This window comes from Pseudomonas sp. B3G-3 (assembly GCF_028640915.1).
Classification (GTDB): domain Bacteria; phylum Pseudomonadota; class Gammaproteobacteria; order Pseudomonadales; family Pseudomonadaceae; genus Aquipseudomonas; species Aquipseudomonas chlororaphis_I.
On record NZ_JAQZAB010000120.1, the window covers coordinates 22,278 to 39,135 of the forward strand.

The window sequence follows — 16,858 nt, forward strand, 5'->3', positions numbered from 1 at the left end:
GAAGTCTGTGAAACAGAACTCCCTAAAAGACTGGTTCAAGAGCGGCGCCCCGGGCGTCTGGATCAGCGGTGGCGCGGTGTCCATCGCGGTCATCATGACCATCGGCCTGCTGGCGGTGATCGCCGTGCGCGGCCTGGGCCACTTCTGGCCGGCGGACCTGGTGCATGCCCACTACGACGTACCGGGCCAGGCCAACCACCTGGTCATCGGCGAAGTGGTACAGAAAGAAGAAGTGCCGCGGGCACGCCTGAAGAGCGCCGGCCTGCCGGTGCCGGACGAAGGCCCCGAGTTCATGACCCGCGAGCTGATCAAGGTCGGCAACCGTGACCTGAACGGCAACGACTTCACCTGGATTGTCGGCGACTGGCTGACCAACCAGACCACGCCGCCGGAGCTGATGGCCATCGAGCGGCGCGAGTGGGGCAACTTCTACGGCTACCTGGTCAACGTCAAGCAGGATGGCAAGGTCATCGCCGAAGGCGAAGCGGCCTGGCCGGAACTGCAGGCGCGGATCGAGCGGGTGAACAAGCTGGCTGCCCAGCTCAAGACCCTGGAGAAAGTCGACATCGGCGCGATCAACGCCGGCCTCGAGCGTATCCGCCTGCACGGTCGCAAACTGGAACTGGACGGCAAGCTCGATGCCGCCGCCCAGGCCGACATGGAAAGCGAACGCGCCGAGCTGAACGCCCGTTACCAGGACGTCGAGGCCCGCCTCAGTGACCTGCATGCGCAGTTCAACCGCGACAGCCTCACTGCCCGGGACGCCAACGGCAAGGAAGTGGAAATCAGCCTGGGCAAGGTGGTGCACGCCTACCAGCCGAACGGCATGGGCACCCTGACCAAAATGGGTTTCTACTTCAGCAAGGTCTGGGAATTCCTCAGCGACGACCCGCGTGAAGCCAACACTGAAGGCGGCATTTTCCCGGCGATCTTCGGTACGGTGATGATGACCCTGATCATGGCGATGATCGTGACCCCGTTCGGCGTGCTGGCGGCGGTGTACCTGCGCGAATACGCCAAGCAGAACACCCTGACCCGGGTGATCCGCATCGCGGTGAACAACCTGGCGGGTGTTCCGGCCATCGTCTACGGCGTGTTCGGCCTGGGCTTCTTCGTCTATGTGCTGGGCGGCTCCCTCGACCGCTTGTTCTTCCCGGAAGCCTTGCCGGCGCCGACCTTCGGTACTCCGGGCCTGCTCTGGGCCTCCCTGACCCTGGCGCTGCTGGCGGTGCCGGTGGTGATCGTGGCCACCGAGGAAGGCCTGGCGCGGATTCCCCGCACCGTGCGTGAAGGTTCCCTGGCCCTTGGCGCGACCAAGGCGGAAACCCTGTGGAAGATCGTGCTGCCGATGGCCAGCCCGGCGATGATGACCGGCATGATCCTCGCCGTGGCCCGCGCCGCCGGTGAAGTGGCGCCGCTGATGCTGGTGGGTGTGGTGAAACTGGCGCCGTCGCTGCCGGTGGACGGCAACTACCCGTACCTGCACCTGGACCAGAAGATCATGCACCTGGGCTTCCACATCTACGATGTCGGCTTCCAGAGCCCGAACGTCGAGGCCGCGCGGCCGCTGGTGTACGCCACGGCGCTGCTGCTGGTGCTGGTGATCGCGACCCTCAACCTGTCGGCAGTGTGGATTCGTAACCACCTGCGCGAGAAATACAAGGCTTTGGATAGTTAACACCGCCCCTGTAGGAGCGAAGCTTGCTCGCGAAAGCTGTCTGTCAGTCGCATCATTGTCAAATGTGCCGACGCCTTCGCGGGCAAGCCTCGCTCCTACAAACGGCAACACCTCTGGCCCATTCTGTGAGGCCAGCGGCTCACTGAAACGAATTTGTTAGCGTAGGGAGTTACCCATGCAGCAAGAAGCACATACCCACGGCATCAACATGTCGGCCCTGGGCCGCGACAAGCAGAGCCTGAGCCTGGAGCAGGAAACCGTGGCCATCGAAGTCCCGGGCCTGAGCCTGTTCTACGGTGAGAAACAGGCGCTGTTCGACGTCAGCATGAACATTCCGAAGCAGCGCGTGACCGCCTTCATCGGCCCGTCCGGCTGCGGCAAGTCGACCCTGCTGCGCACCTTCAACCGGATGAACGACCTGGTGGACGGCTGCCGCGTGGAAGGCGAGATCAACCTCTACGGCAACAACATCTACCGCAAGGGCGAAGACGTGGCCGAGCTGCGTCGCCGCGTGGGCATGGTGTTCCAGAAGCCCAACCCGTTCCCGAAAACCATCTACGAGAATGTGGTCTACGGCCTGCGTATCCAGGGCATCAACAAGAAGCGCATCCTCGACGAGGCCGTCGAGTGGGCCCTCAAGGGCGCGGCGCTGTGGGACGAGGTCAAGGACCGCCTGCACGACTCGGCGCTCGGCCTGTCCGGTGGTCAGCAGCAGCGTCTGGTGATCGCCCGGACCATCGCCGTGGAGCCGGAAGTGCTGCTGCTCGACGAACCCTGCTCGGCACTCGACCCGATTTCCACCCTGAAGGTCGAAGAACTGATCTACGAACTGAAATCGAAGTTCACCATCGTGATCGTGACCCACAACATGCAACAGGCCGCGCGGGTCTCCGACTACACGGCGTTCATGTACATGGGCAAACTGGTGGAATTCGGCGACACCGACACCCTGTTCACCAATCCGGCGAAGAAGCAGACCGAAGACTACATCACCGGTCGTTACGGCTAGGAAGCAGCTGCAAGCCGCAAGCTTCAAGCGGCAAGACAGAAATGGTGCGGTACCGGATCAATATTTAACTGCTTGAAGCTTGCAGCTTGAAGCTTGCAACTTTCGCGGAGTGAACAAGATGATTTCGAAGGAAGGCCTTACTCACCACATCTCCCAGCAGTTCAACGCCGAACTCGAGGAGGTGCGCAGCCACCTCCTGGCGATGGGCGGGCTGGTCGAGAAACAAGTCAACGACGCCGTCACCGCGCTGATCGAAGCCGACTCGGGGCTCGCCCAGCAGGTGCGCGAGATCGACGACCAGATCAACCAGATGGAACGCAACATCGACGAAGAATGCCTGCGCATTCTCGCCCGTCGCCAGCCGGCGGCTTCCGACCTGCGCCTGATCATCAGCATCTCCAAGTCGGTGATCGACCTGGAGCGCATCGGCGACGAATCGACCAAGATCGCCCGCCGCGCCATCCAACTGTGCGAAGAAGGCGAGGCCCCGCGCGGCTACGTGGAAGTGCGGCACATCGGCGACCAGGTGCGCAACATGGTCCGCGATGCGCTGGACGCCTTTGCCCGTTTCGACGCCGACCTGGCGCTGTCGGTGGCCCAGTACGACAAGATCATCGACCGCGAGTACAAGACCGCGCTGCGCGAGCTGGCCACCTACATGATGGAAGATCCGCGCTCGATTTCGCGCGTTCTAAGCATCATCTGGGTGCTGCGCTCCCTGGAGCGGATCGGCGACCACGCGCGCAACATCTCGGAGCTGGTGATTTACCTGGTACGCGGCACCGATGTGCGCCATCTGGGGCTCAAGCGGATGAAGGAAGAAGTTGAAGGCACAAGCGCCGAAAGCGCTAATGTTCCGGGTGAAGCTGACGATAAGTAAGGTTGCCCGAGAGAAGCGCCCGGCCCTTTTGGCCGGGCGTTTTCGTTTATGGGGATTGAACTTGAAAAGCAGCGCCCGCGAACGAAAAGTCCTGGCGTGACTGAAGAGTTTTGGCAAAGTGCCATCAGTAAAGCGTTATGCTAGCCGGGATTTTTAAAGGGGTGGTCGATGAGTAAGGTAAGTGTGTTGGTGGTGGATGACGCTTCGTTCATTCGTGACCTGGTGAAGAAGTGTCTGCGCAACTACTTCCCTGGCATCAAGATCGAGGACGCCATCAACGGCCGTAAAGCCCAGGCCCTGCTGGCCCGTGAAGCCTTCGACCTGGTCCTGTGCGACTGGGAAATGCCGGAAATGTCCGGCCTGGAGCTGCTGACCTGGTGCCGCGGCCAGGAGGCGATGAAGGCCATGCCGTTCATCATGGTCACCAGTCGTGGCGACAAGGAGAACGTGGTGCAGGCGATCCAGGCCGGCGTCTCCGGCTACGTCAGCAAGCCGTTCACCAACGAGCAGTTGCTGACCAAGGTCAAGCAGGCGCTGAACAAGGTCGGCAAGCTCGACACCCTGATGAACAGCGCGCCGACCAAGATGAACTCAGCGTTCGGCAACGACTCCCTGAGTGCCCTGACCGGTGGCAAGGCCGAAGTCATCGGCGCCGCGCCGGCGGCTGCGGCGGTCAATCCGTTTGCCAAGCCTGCTGTCGTCTCTGCTCCTGCTCCCGCTGCTGCGCCGTCCCGTGGCCTGCTCAACAGCCCGCCGGTGAAGGCGCCGGCTCCTGCCGCCGCTGCGCCTGCCAGTGGTCGCGGCCAGGGGCAGTTGCGCCTGCCCAGCGGTACCCAGCAGTGCGTGATCAAGGCGCTGAGCATCAAGGAGGCGCTGTTGGTGGTGAAGCGTACCGATACGCTGCCGCAGGTGCTCGACAGCGCGGTGCTGGACCTGGAGCAGGGTGACAATGCCGAAGTGGCGCGCCTGAACGGCTACCTGCATGCAGTGGTGGCCTATGAGCCGAAGCCGGACAGCGAGTGGCTGCAGCTGACCTTCCGCTTCGTCGACCAGGATGCGCAGAAGCTCGATTACATCTCCCGCCTGATCGCCCGCGGCACGGCGCAGAAACACTTCGTCCCCGGCGCCTGAGTCCTCTCAGCCCCGTTCCTGACCACTATTTCACGGGCAACCACGCTTCTGTAGGAGCGAGGCTTGCCCGCGATGACGTCCGTTCTGGCGCCACATGTTCTGGACGGCTGCCCCCGACCCTGTAGCCGCTGCCGCAGGCTGCGATAAGGCCGAAGGCCTTCAGCGATCTCAAAAAACTGTACCCGCTTCGTCGGAGCGCCACGCGAAACCTGCTGCAAACACTTTCCTGTACCACGCTTCTGCACGCTGACGAAGGTGATCTGGGGCGTGTCACCCAGGCCTTGCATCCGTTGCTGGAGGATGGCTGTGATGTCTTGCAGGCCACGCAGCACAAGGTGTTGGGGGAGAGACGGTGGTTTGCTGCCGTGTGTCCGATTCTCGGTTTTTCAGGTTGATTTATATCTGTACTGATATAGGTTGTGGTCTGTGCTTTCGGCTTTTCTTGTGCCTGGCCACGCTTTGAAACAACCCGGCCGCGCGCTGTGGCGGTCGGGTTGTTTAACCTCTCCGGGGTCAGTCACGGGAGAGGTTCGATGCCTAGGCACAAGGATGTGGTGTTTGTCGGGAGCGCGCTCCGGGACCTCCGGGCTTTTCCGCTGGATGCGCGAAGGGCCGCAGGTTTTCAACTGGATCTGTTGCAGCAGGGCGAGCAGCCCTATGACTGCCGGTCGATGAAAACCGTGGGGCCGGGAGTGTTCGAGATCAGGATCAGTGAGGATTCAGGGGCGTTTCGGGTGTTTTACGTGGCCAACCGGCCCGCGGCCATTTATGTGCTGCACGCCATGCGCAAGACCACCCGCAAGACCGAAGCGCGGGACATCGAGCTGGCTCGGGCCAGACTTCAGGAGATAAGTGCACGCCATGACCGATCACATGCATACCGAGCGTTTCGCCAGTGTCTGGGACGCGCTCGAAGGTTCGCCGCAGGAAGCCGCCAATATGCGCCTGCGCTCCAAGCTCATGCTGGAACTGGGCAAGACCATCAAGGCCTGGGGCGTTTCGCAGAAGGAGGCCGCCCGGCGGCTCAATATCACCCAGCCGCGACTCAACGACGTGCTCAGCGGCAAGATCAACAAGTTTTCCCTGGATGCGCTGGTCAATCTCTCCGACGCCGCACAACTGGGTGTCGATATCAGTTTCAGTTCGTCGGCAGCGGAACCTCTGGTGCAGGGTTGATTCATACAAAGTCCACGTCGGGCTGCTAGCCTGACTTCAGGCTTTCTTCAGAATCTTGCCCATGTTCACGCACTTGCTGATTTCCTGTGGTCTGTTGCTGGCTGCCACCTCGGCCATGGCCATGACCATCTACAAGTCCACCGACGCCAACGGCGTGGTGTCCTACAGCGACCGTCCGTCGCCGGGCGCCCAGGTGTTCGTGTTTCGCGATCGCATGGTCGAGCACCTGGAGCGCCAGGTGCGTCTGGACGTCGAGAAGAGCTGGGGTGTGGACAGCGTCTTTGTGCGTAACGACCTGTATGCGCCGGTGGAGATCGAGCTGGGGTTTACCGGCCTGAAGAACATCCGCAGCGCCCCCAGGCAGCCGATTCGCCGGGTACTGCCGGCCCGCAGCCGACAGCGCCTGGCGCAGCTCACGGCGATGCAGGCGGGCAAGCCGCTGATCTATGTCCCGCAGTTCCGTTATTCCCTGGGCGACCCTGCAGGCGCCGCCCAGGCCTATCGTTATCCGCTGCCCTGGCGTGGCGGCCCCTTTCGCCTGACCCAGGGTGCCAACGGCCGGTACAGCCACTTCGGCCCCAAGAGCCGGTATGCCATGGACATCGCCATGCCCGAGGGCACGCCGATCATCGCGGCGCGGGGCGGGGTGGTGGTGAAGACCGAGAACCGCCAGAGCGGGCGCGGCACTGACCCTTCCGGCAATTTCGTGCGGGTGCTGCACAACGACGGCACCATGGGGGTGTACCTGCACCTCAAGCGCGGCTCGGTATGCGTGCGTGAAGGCCAGCGGGTCGTGGTGGGCAGCCCGCTGGCGCTGTCGGGCAACACCGGCAACAGCAGCGGCCCGCACCTGCACTTCGTGGTGCAGCGCAATACGGGGCTGGGGCTGGTGTCGATTCCCTATCAGTTCAACCAGCCCATCGGCAGCCTGCCGAATTTCGCGCTAGGCAAAAAGTAGCCGTGTAGCCGCTGCCGAAGGCTGCGATCGACCTGGGTGGCACTCCGACGAAGCGGGCGCAGGATCTTGAGATCGCTGAAGGCCTTCGGCCTTATCGCAGCCTTCGGCAGCGGCTACAGGGTGATCTGCGGGGCGGGTGTCATCAGGGGAGGGGGGCGCGAGCAATCGAGCGTCGATTACTCGCGATAGGGGGCTCAGGCCTTGCTCAATCGAGCATCAACACCTTGGCCAGGACGATTTTCGGGCCTTTCATCTTCTTGATGATGATGCGCAGGCCTTCGACTTCCATGACCTCTTCTTCTTCCGGTACCCGTTTCAGGGTCTCGTAGACCAGGCCGGCGAGGGTTTCGGCCTCGATATGGTCCAGGTCGATGCCCAGCAGGCGTTCCACCTTGAACAGCGGGGTATCGCCGCGCACCAGCAACTTGCCGGGCTGGTAGGCGAGGATGCCGCGCTCGGCCTTGCGGTGTTCGTCCTGGATGTCGCCGACCAGCACTTCCAGCACGTCTTCCATGGTCAGGTAGCCGATGATCTTGCCGTCGGCTTCCTCCACCAGGGCGAAGTGGGAACCGCCTTTACGGAATTGTTCCAGCAGCTGCGACAGCGGCATGTGCCGGGAAACGCGTTCCAGCGGGCGGGTCAGCTCGGCCAGGTTGAACGATTCGGGGATATGGTCCAGCGCCGCCAGTTCCAGCAGCAGGTCCTTGATGTGCAGCAGGCCGACGAACTCGTTGCGCTCGCTGTCGTAGACCGGGTAGCGGCTGAACTTGTGGCGGCGGAACAGGGCGAGAATCTGCTTCAGCGGTGCGTTGAACTCCACGCTGATCAGGTCTTCCCGGGAATTGGCCCAGTCCACCACTTCCAGCTCGCCCATTTCCACGGCCGAGGCCAGCACGCGCATGCCCTGGTCGCTGGGGTCCTGGCCCCGGCTGGAGTGCAGGATCAGCTTCAGTTCTTCGCGGCTGTAGTGGTGTTCGTGATGCGGGCCGGGCTCGCCCTGGCCGGCGATGCGCAGGATGGTGTTGGCGCTGGCGTTGAGCAGGTAGATCGCCGGGTACATCAGCCAGTAGAACAGGTACAGCGGCACCGCCGTCCACAGCGACAGCAGCTCGGGCTTGCGGATCGCCCAGGACTTGGGCGCCAACTCGCCGACCACGATGTGCAGGTAGGAAATGATGAAGAAGGCGGTAAAGAACGACACGCCCTTGACCACTTCCGGCGAGTCCACGCCCACGGCGCTGAGCAGCGGCGCCAGCAGGTGCGCGAAGGCCGGTTCACCGACCCAGCCGAGGCCGAGGGAGGCCAGGGTGATACCCAGCTGGCACGCGGAAAGGTAGGCATCCAGCTGGCTGTGTACGGTGCGCAGGATCTGTCCGCGCCAGCCGTTCTTGTGGGCGATGGCCTCGACCCGGGTCGAGCGCAGTTTGACCATGGCGAACTCGGCGGCTACGAAAAAGCCGTTGAGCAGAACCAGGAGCAGTGCAAAAAGAATCATGCCGAAGTCGGCGAAAAGAGACGCGAGGGTAAAACCAGGGGAAGGGTCCATGATGGAGTTTTGCGGGTTCCGTGTATTCGAAAAAGAGAGAAATGCGCGGCGCAATGGCAGGCGCAAGCCAGCCAATGTAGCGGCTGACAGGGCGGTTGCCTAGTGGCGCGTGGCTGTCACCGCTGGTCGGTCAGGGTGCCGGCACGGAATCTTTTCACCTGGGCCGGGGCGAAATGGCAGGTAAAAGTGCTGCCGTGGCCGGGTACGCTGCTGATCTCCAGGCGCGCCCGGTGGCGCAGCAGCACATGCTTGACGATGGCCAGGCCCAGGCCGGTGCCGCCGGTGTTGGAGTTGCGGCTGGAGTCGACCCGGTAGAAGCGTTCGGTCAGGCGCGGCAAGTGCTTGCTGTCGATGCCGATCCCCGAGTCCTGCACGCTCAGGTGCGCGCCTTGCTCGTCGCCCCACCAGCGGATGCGGATGTTGCCCTCGGCCGGGGTGTATTTCACGGCGTTGAACACCAGGTTGGAAAAGGCGCTGCGCAGTTCCGCCTCGCTGCCCTTGAGCTGGATCTGCGCGTCGGCTTCCAGGGTGATGCGCTGGTTGCGCTCCCCGGACAGCGCCTGGGCATCGCTCTTGATCGATTGCAGCAGCGCATCGATCGGCACCGGCTGGTTGTCCGACGGGTAGTCGGTGGCTTCCAGCTTGGCCAACAGCAGCAGGTCGTTGAGCAGGGTCTGCATGCGCCCGCCTTGCTGCTGCATCTGCTGCAGGGCGCGGCTCCAGCGTGGGTTCACTTCCTCGACGTTGTCGAGCAGGGTTTCCAGGTAGCCACAGATCACCGTCAGCGGCGTGCGCAGCTCGTGGGAGACGTTGGCGATGAAGTCCTTGCGCATCTGTTCCAGCTGGTGGATGCGGGTCACGTCGCGCACCAGCATCAGGTGTTCGTTGTTGCCGTAACGGGTGATGTACAGCTGGATGCGTACCCGGTCGTTGGTCGGCGAGGGGATTTCCAGCGGCTCGTTGTAATTGTCCTGCTCGAAATATTCCTTGAAGCGCGGATGGCGCACCAGGTTGGTCACCGGCTGGCCGCTGTCCTGCGGGGTCTTCAGGCCCAGCAGGGTTTCCGCGGCGCGGTTCCACCATTCCAGGTTGCCGTCGCTGTCGAGCATGATCACCGCGTCTTTCAGCGCCGCGGTGGACTCCTGGACCCGGTCGATCACCGCTTGCAGGCGCCCGCGCACCCGTTGGTCGCGGCGTTGCAGATGATAGATGCTGTCGAACACCTCGCCCCACAGGCCGTAGCCATCGGGCGGTGCTTCATCGGGTTGGTGCAGGCGCAGCCATTCGTGCAGGCGCAGCAGTTGCTTGAGGGTCCAGGCCAGATAGATCCCCAGGCCGAGGGCCAGGCTCCAGCCGTAGTAACCGCTGATCAGGCCGACCAGCAGGCAGCCGGTGACCAACAGCAGCATGTGGCGAATCAGGGTGCCATGCCAGTTCTGGTTCACTTAACACGCGTCCTTGTAAGCGTCTGGCGAATAAGGGGCCGGCTTCAGGCCTTGGTGGAAAAACGGTAGCCGGTGCCGCGCACGGTTTGTACCAGATTCTCGTAGGCATCGCCCAAGGCTTTGCGCAGGCGGCGGATATGCACGTCGACGGTACGCTCTTCGACGTAGACGTTGCCGCCCCAGACCTGGTCCAGCAACTGGCCGCGGGTGTAGGCGCGCTCCTGGTGGGTCATGAAGAATTGCAGCAGGCGGTATTCGGTCGGGCCCATCTCGGCCGGTTTGCCGTCGATGGTCACGCGGTGGCTGATCGGGTCCAGCAGCAGGCCGCCGACTTCAATCGGCGCCTCGCCGTCGGTCGGGCCGGCGCGGCGCAGCACGGCCTTGAGGCGCGCGACCAGCTCGCGAGGGGAGAACGGCTTGGTGATGTAGTCGTCGGCGCCGACTTCCAGGCCCTGGATCTTGTTGTCCTCTTCGCCCTTGGCGGTGAGCATGATGATCGGGATGTCACCGGTCAGCTCATCGCGTTTCAGGCGCCGGGCCAGCTCGATGCCGGAGGTGCCGGGCAGCATCCAGTCGAGCAGGATCAGGTCGGGCTTGCGGTCGACGATGATGGCATGGGCCTGCTGGGAGTTCTCCGCCTCCAGGCAGTCGTAGCCGGCCATTTCCAACGCAACGGCGATCATTTCGCGAATGGGCGCTTCGTCGTCAACGATCAGAATGCTCCTGCCAACCATGCTTAATCCTCTTGTCATTTAACTGTCTTGCGCCGCATTAGATAACGGAATTATTGCAGTCGTGTGACAGTATTTTAGGTGCTGGGGCGAGGGCTGCATTCGTGGACTAAGCTTTGGGTCCGAATCCTGACAACCACCAAAGAAGGTTTCTATGACTCAACTCACGCAATCCTGGAAAACCCTGTTGCTGAGCGCTGCGCTGGCCCTGCCGGGGCTGGCGTTCGCCGCGGAACCGGCGATGGTCAAAGACGGTATGTATGTCGACCACAAGGGCATGACCCTGTACACCTTTGCCAAGGATGCCGATGGCAAGTCCATGTGTAACGACAAGTGCGCCGCCAACTGGCCGCCGCTGATGGCCGCCAGCGGCGACAAGGCCATGGGCGAGTGGACCGTCATCAAGCGTGACGACGGCTCCATGCAGTGGGCCTACGACGGCAAGCCGCTGTACACCTTCGTGATGGACAAGAAAGCCGGTGACATGACCGGCGACGGCAAGATGGACGGCGCCTGGAAAGTAGCCAAGCCTGATTGATGGCAGGGCGATTATCGCGGGCCAGCCTCTTTCCTGCGCAGGAGCGAGGCTGGCCCGCGATTACGATCCTCAGCGAACCGCGTAATCCACGACTATCCCCAGGAAAATCGCCAACCCCGCCCAGTGGTTATGCAGGAAGGCCTTGAAGCACTTCATCCGGTCGCGATCGCGGGTGTACCAGAACTCCCAGGCAAAACACCCGGCCGCCACCAGCAAACCCAGGTGGAACCAGATACCCAACTCGAAACGCGCGCCCGCCAGCAGCAGGCACCCCAGCGCCAGGCCCTGCAGGGTCAGGATGATCACCCGGTCGGCTTCGCCGAACAGGATCGCGGTGGATTTCACCCCGATCTTCAGGTCGTCGTCGCGGTCGGTCATCGCGTAATAGGTGTCATAACCCACGGTCCACAGCAGGTTGGCGATGTACAACAGCCAGGCGGTGGCCGGCAGCTCGCCGGTCTCGGCGGTGAAGGCCATCGGGATGCCCCAGGAGAACGCGGCGCCCAGCACCACTTGCGGGTAATAGGTGTAGCGCTTCATGAAGGGGTAGGTGGCCGCCAGGGCCAGGCCGCCCAGCGACAGCCAGATGGTCGCCGCGTTGGTGCACAGCACCAGCAGGAAGCTGATGAACATCAGCACGGCGAAGAACACCAGGGCTTCCTTGGAACTGATCTTGCCGCTGACCAGCGGACGCTGTTCGGTGCGCTTCACGTGGCCGTCGACCTTGCGGTCGGCCCAGTCGTTGATCACGCAACCGCCGGCCCGGGTGAGGGTCACGCCGAGGACGAAAATCACGATATTGGCCAGCGATGGCGAGCCTTCGCCGGCAATCCACAGGGCCCAGAGGGTCGGCCAGAGCAGCAGGTAGATGCCGATCGGCTTGTCCATGCGGGTCAGCTGGATAAAGTCCCAGGCGCGCGGATTCAGGCGGTTGAGGGATTTGAGCAGGCTCTGATACATCAGCGGTTCTCCGGCTGGGCGCCGACGGCGCTCCACAGGGACGGCAGGAAGATTTCGGCGACCAGCACGCTCAGGGTTGCGCGATCGAAGCGTGAACGGCGGGCCCAGAGGTCATCGGCTTGCACCTCGTCGGGCAGCCACGGGCGTGGGTAATGGCAGACCTCGATGGGGCGGCGCGCAAAGGCCTGGTCGCAGAACAGCAGTTCGCCCAGGGAGCGGCTGCCCAGTTCGTCCATGTTCAGCCCGCCATCCTGCAGGGCGCTACGGGCCGCCACGCTGCGGGCGAATACCCAGGCCTGGCCGTGACCGCGCAGATACACCTCGCGTACCCAGCCCTGGCTACCTAGCGGCAGGTCCAGCGCGGCGCATTCGTCGGCACGCAGGGTCTGCCAGCCCTCGACCAGCGGCGTCACGCTGAAACCGTCATTGGAGAGACGGTTCAGGCGCCGGGTCAGCGAACCTTCATCGAACAGCCAATCGAGGGTCTGTGCGTCGGGGAGGGGCGTCAGCCGGCTTTGCGAGAGCCAGTCCGGGGTGGAAAATGGAGAGATTGAGTGCGGCACAGTGGGTCATTATTGGCAGCAAATGAGGCCGCGAGCTTAGCATGGCGACAGGCGATTTTGCCGCAATGGAGCGGCCGTCCGCAGCGAACGTGCTTGCATCCGTCGGTGCTCATCAGTACAAAACGCGCTGGGCCGGACGCGCCCCCTGGCGTCATCCAGAGTCGATTCATCGACCATCCCGCCGGCAACAGCCTGAGAACCTGAGGAAACGCGTAAATGAAAAAGTGGCAATGTGTGGTCTGCGGCCTGATCTACAACGAAGCCGACGGCTGGCCGGACGACGGAATCGTGCCCGGTACCCGCTGGGAAGACGTGCCTGAAGACTGGCTCTGCCCGGATTGCGGAGTCGGCAAAATGGATTTCGAAATGATCGAGATCGGCTGATCACAACCTGGTGATCCCCTGAACCTGAAGGAGTAAGGAATGAACGCACCTGTCGTCATCGTGGGCACCGGGCTGGCCGGCTACAACCTGGCCCGAGAGTTTCGCAAGCTCGATAGCGAAACGCCGCTGCTGCTGATTACCGCCGATGACGGACGTTCCTATTCCAAGCCGATGCTTTCCACCGGCTTCGGCAAGAACAAGGAAGCCGACGGCCTGAGCATGGCCGAGCCCGGCGCCATGGCCGAGCAGTTGAAGGCCGAGGTGCGCACCCATACCCGCATCAGCGGCATCGACCCTGGCCACAAGCGCCTGTGGATTGGTGAAGAAGCGGTGAACTACCGCGACCTGATCCTCGCCTGGGGCGCGGAAACCGTGCGCGTACCGGTGGAGGGCGATGCCGGCGACCTGATCTTCCCGATCAACGACCTGGAAGACTACGCGCGCTTTCGCGCGGCCGCGGCCGGCAAGCGCCGGGTGTTGCTGCTGGGCGCCGGCCTGATCGGCTGCGAGTTCGCCAACGACCTGATCCTCGGCAGTTATGAAGTGGACCTGGTAGCGCCTTGCGAGCAGGTCATGCCGACGCTGTTGCATCCTGCGGCAGCTGCCGCGGTACAGGCCGGGCTGGAAAGCCTGGGCGCGCGCTTCCACCTGGGGCCGGTGCTCAATCGCTTGCAGCGCACAGCGGATGGCCTCGAAGCGCATCTGTCCGACGGCGAGGTGATCGCCTGCGATCTGGTGGTGTCGGCGATCGGCCTGCGCCCACGCATCGACCTGGCCGCCGCCGCGGGGTTGATGGTCAACCGCGGGGTGGTGGTGGACCGGCATCTCAAGACGTCCCACGCCAACATCTATGCCTTGGGCGACTGCGCCGAGGTCGATGGGCTGAATTTGCTGTACGTCATGCCCCTCATGAGTTGTGCGCGAGCGCTGGCACAAACCCTGGCGGGTAACCCGACGGCAGTCAGTTACGGGCCTATGCCGATCACCGTGAAAACCCCGGTCTGTCCATTGGTGGTTTCGCCACCGCCACGCGGCCTGGAAGGCGTGTGGGCGGTCGAGGGGCAGGGCGCCGACATCAAGGCGCTGTGCCGCGATGCCAGCGGCAAGCTGCTGGGTTATGCCCTGACCGGGGCCGCGGTCATGGAGAAATTGGCCCTGAACAAGGAGCTTCCCGGCTTGTTGGCCTAAATACCGGTCGTTCTGTCGGAATAATCATGGGTTTGCCGCTACAAAGGTCGTGCAGAGACTGGCGCCACTCCTAACCGCGTGCCATCCTCACACCCGTCTGCCGCAGAGTAGAGCCTGCGGCGCCTTGGGCGCTGTTCCGGAAGAACAGCACGGACATAACAACAAAAAACCGTCAAAGAGGCTTCACTATGCGTAAACCAGAACTCGCCGCTGCAATTGCTGAAAAAGCGGATCTGACCAAAGAACAAGCCAACCGCGTTCTCAACGCCGTTCTCGAAGAAATCACCGGCGCCCTGCATCGTAAAGACAGCGTCACCCTGGTAGGTTTCGGAACCTTCCTGCAGCGTCACCGTGGCGCCCGTACCGGCAAGAACCCGCAAACCGGTGAGCCGGTGAAGATCAAGGCCAGCAACACCGTAGCCTTCAAGCCAGGCAAATCGCTGAAAGACAGCGTCAATCCATAACTGTTGCGAACTCCCTCGATAGCAGGGAGAACCGTATTGAAAAATGGGCAAGCCGATACTTCGGATGCCCATTTTTTATGGGTGGCTGTTCCGTATATAAAGAACAGGAATGCATGAAGCAAGTTTCGTTAGAACTCCATCTGTACTGTTCAAAAAGCATACAGATTGTTGCGATAGCAAACTACCGTCTCGAGTGCCATCATATTGGTGGCACTTTTCAAAGTTAGGTGTTGTACGCGGACTGCACTTTTTTATAAAAGTTCAAAATTAAGATTGTTCCCGTATCCGGCACTTTTCGACTCTGTCTGGCATTGTCCCTTAATCATTGAATCGTTCTCTGGTTTATATCGCGCAAGGCTCTGGCCGGCGGCTCCCAGCGTTTCTGGTTGAAATAGGGATTCAACTGACTGCCTAAGGGGAACCCCTGTCATATATAAGGCAATCTCTTACGAGCAGCCGATGACAGTTCGTCTTGTCGTTTGAAGGGATGCTTGCTAGTGGCCATCATACTGATTACGATGCGCGCTCTTGAAAGAGCAGGCTCAATTGGATGAGTACGCTCTTCGATACTGTCCAGCACGTGAAAAAAGTCTCGCGTGCGTATAGACCGTAATCTCAAAAAGGCCATGGATGTCCTACTCAAGTAAACTTTCTGCCCATTACCTCGACCTCGCCAAGGCCTCTGTTTCCAAAGAGAGTTTTGCGGGCGAGGACGTTCGCTTCTCCAGCGAATACGAGGCACTGGAAAGTGAGCTGGGCAAAGCCCAATCCATGCACGAAAGCGGTCAGATCGACTGGCTGAAAATCCTCGAAAACAGTGAAGCGCTGCTGCGTACCCAGTCCAAGGATCTGCGGGTAGCCGCCTGGCTCACCTGGGCGCTGTATCAGCGTGAATCCTTCCCCGGCCTGCTGGCCGGCCTTGGTCTTCTGCAGCACCTGTGCGAACAGCATTGGGCGCAGATCCACCCCGCCAAACTGCGTACCCGGGCTGCCGCCATCGGCTGGCTGGTGCCGCGTCTCGAGCAGGTGCTGGGCGAAAACATCGCGATCAAGGAGCAGCTGCCGCTGTTCCGCCGCCTGGTGGAACATCTGGAAGGGCTCGACGCCGTGCTCACCGAGCATCTGGGCGACAACGCGCCCTTGCTGCTGCCGATCTGCCGGCGGCTGTCGACCATGGTCCAGCGCGCCGCCGACAACCAGCCGGAACCCGGCGCCGTGGGCGCGGTGGTGGCGCAGGTCAAGCAGGCCGCGACCCAGCTGTTCACGCCCGGCGCGCCGATCGACAACGAGAAGGAAGCGCAGAAGGCCCTGCGCGCGTTGCAGGAAAATGCCCGGCCGCTGAGCGCCTGGTGGCTCAAGCAGAAGGCCACCGATGTGCGCGCCCTGCGCCTGAACCGCACCATGCTGTGGTTGCCCATCGATGCCGTTCCGGAGCGCAATGCCGAGCAGATCACCGCGTTGCGCGGGCTGCCGGCCGACAAACTGAAGACCTATCAGGAACGTTTTGCCAATGGGCAATACGCCGACCTGCTGGTGGAGCTCGAAGCCAGCCTGGCCAGGGCGCCGTTCTGGTTCGATGGCCAGCGCATGGTCTGGGAATGCCTGCAGGGACTGAACGCCGACCAGGCGATGCGCGAAGTGGAGTTTCACTTCGCACTCCTGTTGCAGCGTCTGCCGGGGGTGGTCGAACTGCGTTTCCACGACGGTGCGCCTTTTGCCGATCCGGCCACCCGCAGCTGGATCAGCGCTCACGTCATGCCCCATCTGCAAAGCGCCAGTGCGCCGCGCAAGGTCGAAGCGACCACCAGCCAGCCGGCCTGGGAAGAAGCCCTCGAAGAGGTCTTGCCGATCCTGCGCAAGGACGGCCTCAAGGCCGCCGTGCAGGTCCTCAAGCAAGGCCTGCAGAACGCCCACGGCGGGCGGGTGCGGTTCTTCTGGCAGTTCAGCCTGGCGCGGCTGTGCTTCATGGCCAAGAAATACGAACTGGCCAAGACCCAGCTTGAAACCCTCGATCAAGAATTACTGAGCTCGGGCCTGCATGCCTGGGAGCCGGATCTTGCGTTGGAAGTGCTGCACCTCCTGCATAGCTGCTGTGAGTTGTTGCCGCAGAACCACGCAGTGCGAGAACGCAAGGAAGAGATTTATCGCAGGCTGTGCCACCTCGACCTCGAAGTGGTACTCGAATAGGCCCCAGGGCCAACAACCGC

16 protein-coding genes and 1 pseudogene are annotated in these 16,858 nt (G+C 62.4%); 12 read left to right on the forward strand and 5 right to left on the reverse strand.

Features of this window, described 5'->3' with window-relative positions; translation table 11 throughout:
• The first annotated feature begins 7 nt into the window (after positions 1 to 7).
• From pstA to PVZ80_RS24020, 7 genes and pseudogenes are all read left to right on the forward strand, one after another.
• A complete protein-coding gene (gene pstA, locus PVZ80_RS23990; protein WP_009051605.1) occupies positions 8 to 1,678 on the forward strand; it encodes a phosphate ABC transporter permease PstA in 1,671 nt (556 codons plus the stop codon).
• Between the two features lie 175 nt (positions 1,679 to 1,853).
• Positions 1,854 to 2,687, forward strand: coding sequence for a phosphate ABC transporter ATP-binding protein PstB (pstB, locus tag PVZ80_RS23995; RefSeq protein WP_009051604.1), 834 nt, complete (start codon positions 1,854 to 1,856; stop codon positions 2,685 to 2,687).
• Positions 2,688 to 2,805: 118 nt separating this feature from the next.
• The gene (phoU, locus tag PVZ80_RS24000) at positions 2,806 to 3,567 is read left to right on the forward strand and encodes a phosphate signaling complex protein PhoU (protein ID WP_007928528.1); all 762 of its coding nucleotides are present in this window, start codon (positions 2,806 to 2,808) and stop codon (positions 3,565 to 3,567) included.
• Between the two features lie 168 nt (positions 3,568 to 3,735).
• Positions 3,736 to 4,698 carry a response regulator gene (locus tag PVZ80_RS24005; protein ID WP_016703129.1) on the forward strand — a complete coding sequence of 321 codons (963 nt, stop codon included), beginning with the start codon at positions 3,736 to 3,738 and terminating at the stop codon, positions 4,696 to 4,698.
• 533 nt (positions 4,699 to 5,231) lie between these two features.
• Positions 5,232 to 5,552, forward strand: a pseudogene (locus tag PVZ80_RS24010) (type II toxin-antitoxin system RelE/ParE family toxin); the annotation flags it as partial.
• Between the two features lie 7 nt (positions 5,553 to 5,559).
• A complete protein-coding gene (locus PVZ80_RS24015; protein WP_016703130.1) occupies positions 5,560 to 5,874 on the forward strand; it encodes a helix-turn-helix domain-containing protein in 315 nt (104 codons plus the stop codon).
• A 61-nt stretch (positions 5,875 to 5,935) separates the two neighbouring features.
• The gene (locus PVZ80_RS24020; protein ID WP_009051601.1) at positions 5,936 to 6,832 is read left to right on the forward strand and encodes a peptidoglycan DD-metalloendopeptidase family protein; all 897 of its coding nucleotides are present in this window, start codon (positions 5,936 to 5,938) and stop codon (positions 6,830 to 6,832) included.
• A gap of 205 nt (positions 6,833 to 7,037) precedes the next feature.
• Here PVZ80_RS24020 and PVZ80_RS24025 read toward each other — a convergent pair whose 3' ends face one another.
• The 3 genes from PVZ80_RS24025 to phoB all read right to left on the reverse strand — a co-directional run bounded on the left by PVZ80_RS24025 (position 7,038) and on the right by phoB (position 10,557).
• Complete coding sequence (locus tag PVZ80_RS24025) at positions 7,038 to 8,378, reverse strand: hemolysin family protein (RefSeq protein WP_009051600.1); 1,341 nt, start codon at positions 8,376 to 8,378, stop codon at positions 7,038 to 7,040.
• A 116-nt stretch (positions 8,379 to 8,494) separates the two neighbouring features.
• Positions 8,495 to 9,787: a phosphate regulon sensor histidine kinase PhoR gene (gene phoR / locus PVZ80_RS24030; RefSeq protein ID WP_231999353.1), complete on the reverse strand. Its 1,293-nt coding sequence runs from the start codon at positions 9,785 to 9,787 to the stop codon at positions 8,495 to 8,497.
• A gap of 80 nt (positions 9,788 to 9,867) precedes the next feature.
• Positions 9,868 to 10,557: a phosphate regulon transcriptional regulator PhoB gene (phoB, locus tag PVZ80_RS24035; RefSeq protein ID WP_007896474.1), complete on the reverse strand. Its 690-nt coding sequence runs from the start codon at positions 10,555 to 10,557 to the stop codon at positions 9,868 to 9,870.
• Between the two features lie 151 nt (positions 10,558 to 10,708).
• Between phoB and PVZ80_RS24040 the strand changes: the two genes are divergently transcribed.
• Positions 10,709 to 11,092 carry a COG4315 family predicted lipoprotein gene (locus tag PVZ80_RS24040; RefSeq protein WP_009051598.1) on the forward strand — a complete coding sequence of 128 codons (384 nt, stop codon included), beginning with the start codon at positions 10,709 to 10,711 and terminating at the stop codon, positions 11,090 to 11,092.
• A 69-nt stretch (positions 11,093 to 11,161) separates the two neighbouring features.
• Here the strand turns inward: PVZ80_RS24040 and ubiA are convergent, their stop codons facing one another.
• A complete protein-coding gene (gene ubiA, locus PVZ80_RS24045; protein WP_009051597.1) occupies positions 11,162 to 12,052 on the reverse strand; it encodes a 4-hydroxybenzoate octaprenyltransferase in 891 nt (296 codons plus the stop codon).
• On the reverse strand, positions 12,052 to 12,615 hold the full coding sequence (locus tag PVZ80_RS24050; protein WP_273864671.1) for a chorismate--pyruvate lyase family protein: 564 nt from the start codon (positions 12,613 to 12,615) through the stop codon (positions 12,052 to 12,054). Before PVZ80_RS24050 ends, ubiA begins: the two co-directional genes overlap by 1 nt.
• A 216-nt stretch (positions 12,616 to 12,831) precedes the next feature.
• Here PVZ80_RS24050 and PVZ80_RS24055 point away from each other — a divergent pair, with 216 nt between their 5' ends.
• The 4 genes from PVZ80_RS24055 (at position 12,832) to tssA (ending at position 16,838) form a co-directional block, all read left to right on the forward strand.
• On the forward strand, positions 12,832 to 12,999 hold the full coding sequence (locus PVZ80_RS24055; RefSeq protein WP_009051595.1) for a rubredoxin: 168 nt from the start codon (positions 12,832 to 12,834) through the stop codon (positions 12,997 to 12,999).
• Positions 13,000 to 13,038: 39 nt separating this feature from the next.
• Complete coding sequence (locus PVZ80_RS24060; RefSeq protein WP_124302272.1) at positions 13,039 to 14,187, forward strand: NAD(P)/FAD-dependent oxidoreductase; 1,149 nt, start codon at positions 13,039 to 13,041, stop codon at positions 14,185 to 14,187.
• Between the two features lie 188 nt (positions 14,188 to 14,375).
• Positions 14,376 to 14,651 (forward strand): HU family DNA-binding protein, encoded by a 276-nt coding sequence (locus tag PVZ80_RS24065; RefSeq protein WP_003213368.1) that lies wholly within the window; start codon positions 14,376 to 14,378, stop codon positions 14,649 to 14,651.
• Between the two features lie 630 nt (positions 14,652 to 15,281).
• Positions 15,282 to 16,838: a type VI secretion system protein TssA gene (gene tssA, locus PVZ80_RS24070; RefSeq protein WP_028683642.1), complete on the forward strand. Its 1,557-nt coding sequence runs from the start codon at positions 15,282 to 15,284 to the stop codon at positions 16,836 to 16,838.
• Positions 16,839 to 16,858: the final 20 nt, after the last annotated feature.

Excerpts from the sequence above, each read along its gene's own strand:
- pstB (WP_009051604.1), top strand. The coding sequence starts at position 1,854 with ATGCAGCAAGAAGCACATACCCACGGCATCAACATGTCGGCCCTGGGC.
- phoU (WP_007928528.1), top strand. The coding sequence starts at position 2,806 with ATGATTTCGAAGGAAGGCCTTACTCACCACATCTCCCAGCAGTTCAAC.
- PVZ80_RS24005 (WP_016703129.1), top strand. The coding sequence starts at position 3,736 with ATGAGTAAGGTAAGTGTGTTGGTGGTGGATGACGCTTCGTTCATTCGT.
- PVZ80_RS24015 (WP_016703130.1), top strand. The coding sequence starts at position 5,560 with ATGACCGATCACATGCATACCGAGCGTTTCGCCAGTGTCTGGGACGCG.
- PVZ80_RS24020 (WP_009051601.1), top strand. The coding sequence starts at position 5,936 with ATGTTCACGCACTTGCTGATTTCCTGTGGTCTGTTGCTGGCTGCCACC.
- PVZ80_RS24025 (WP_009051600.1), bottom strand. The coding sequence starts at position 8,378 with ATGGACCCTTCCCCTGGTTTTACCCTCGCGTCTCTTTTCGCCGACTTC.
- phoR (WP_231999353.1), bottom strand. The coding sequence starts at position 9,787 with ATGCTGCTGTTGGTCACCGGCTGCCTGCTGGTCGGCCTGATCAGCGGT.
- phoB (WP_007896474.1), bottom strand. The coding sequence starts at position 10,557 with ATGGTTGGCAGGAGCATTCTGATCGTTGACGACGAAGCGCCCATTCGC.
- PVZ80_RS24040 (WP_009051598.1), top strand. The coding sequence starts at position 10,709 with ATGACTCAACTCACGCAATCCTGGAAAACCCTGTTGCTGAGCGCTGCG.
- ubiA (WP_009051597.1), bottom strand. The coding sequence starts at position 12,052 with ATGTATCAGAGCCTGCTCAAATCCCTCAACCGCCTGAATCCGCGCGCC.
- PVZ80_RS24055 (WP_009051595.1), top strand. The coding sequence starts at position 12,832 with ATGAAAAAGTGGCAATGTGTGGTCTGCGGCCTGATCTACAACGAAGCC.
- PVZ80_RS24060 (WP_124302272.1), top strand. The coding sequence starts at position 13,039 with ATGAACGCACCTGTCGTCATCGTGGGCACCGGGCTGGCCGGCTACAAC.
- PVZ80_RS24065 (WP_003213368.1), top strand. The coding sequence starts at position 14,376 with ATGCGTAAACCAGAACTCGCCGCTGCAATTGCTGAAAAAGCGGATCTG.
- tssA (WP_028683642.1), top strand. The coding sequence starts at position 15,282 with ATGTCCTACTCAAGTAAACTTTCTGCCCATTACCTCGACCTCGCCAAG.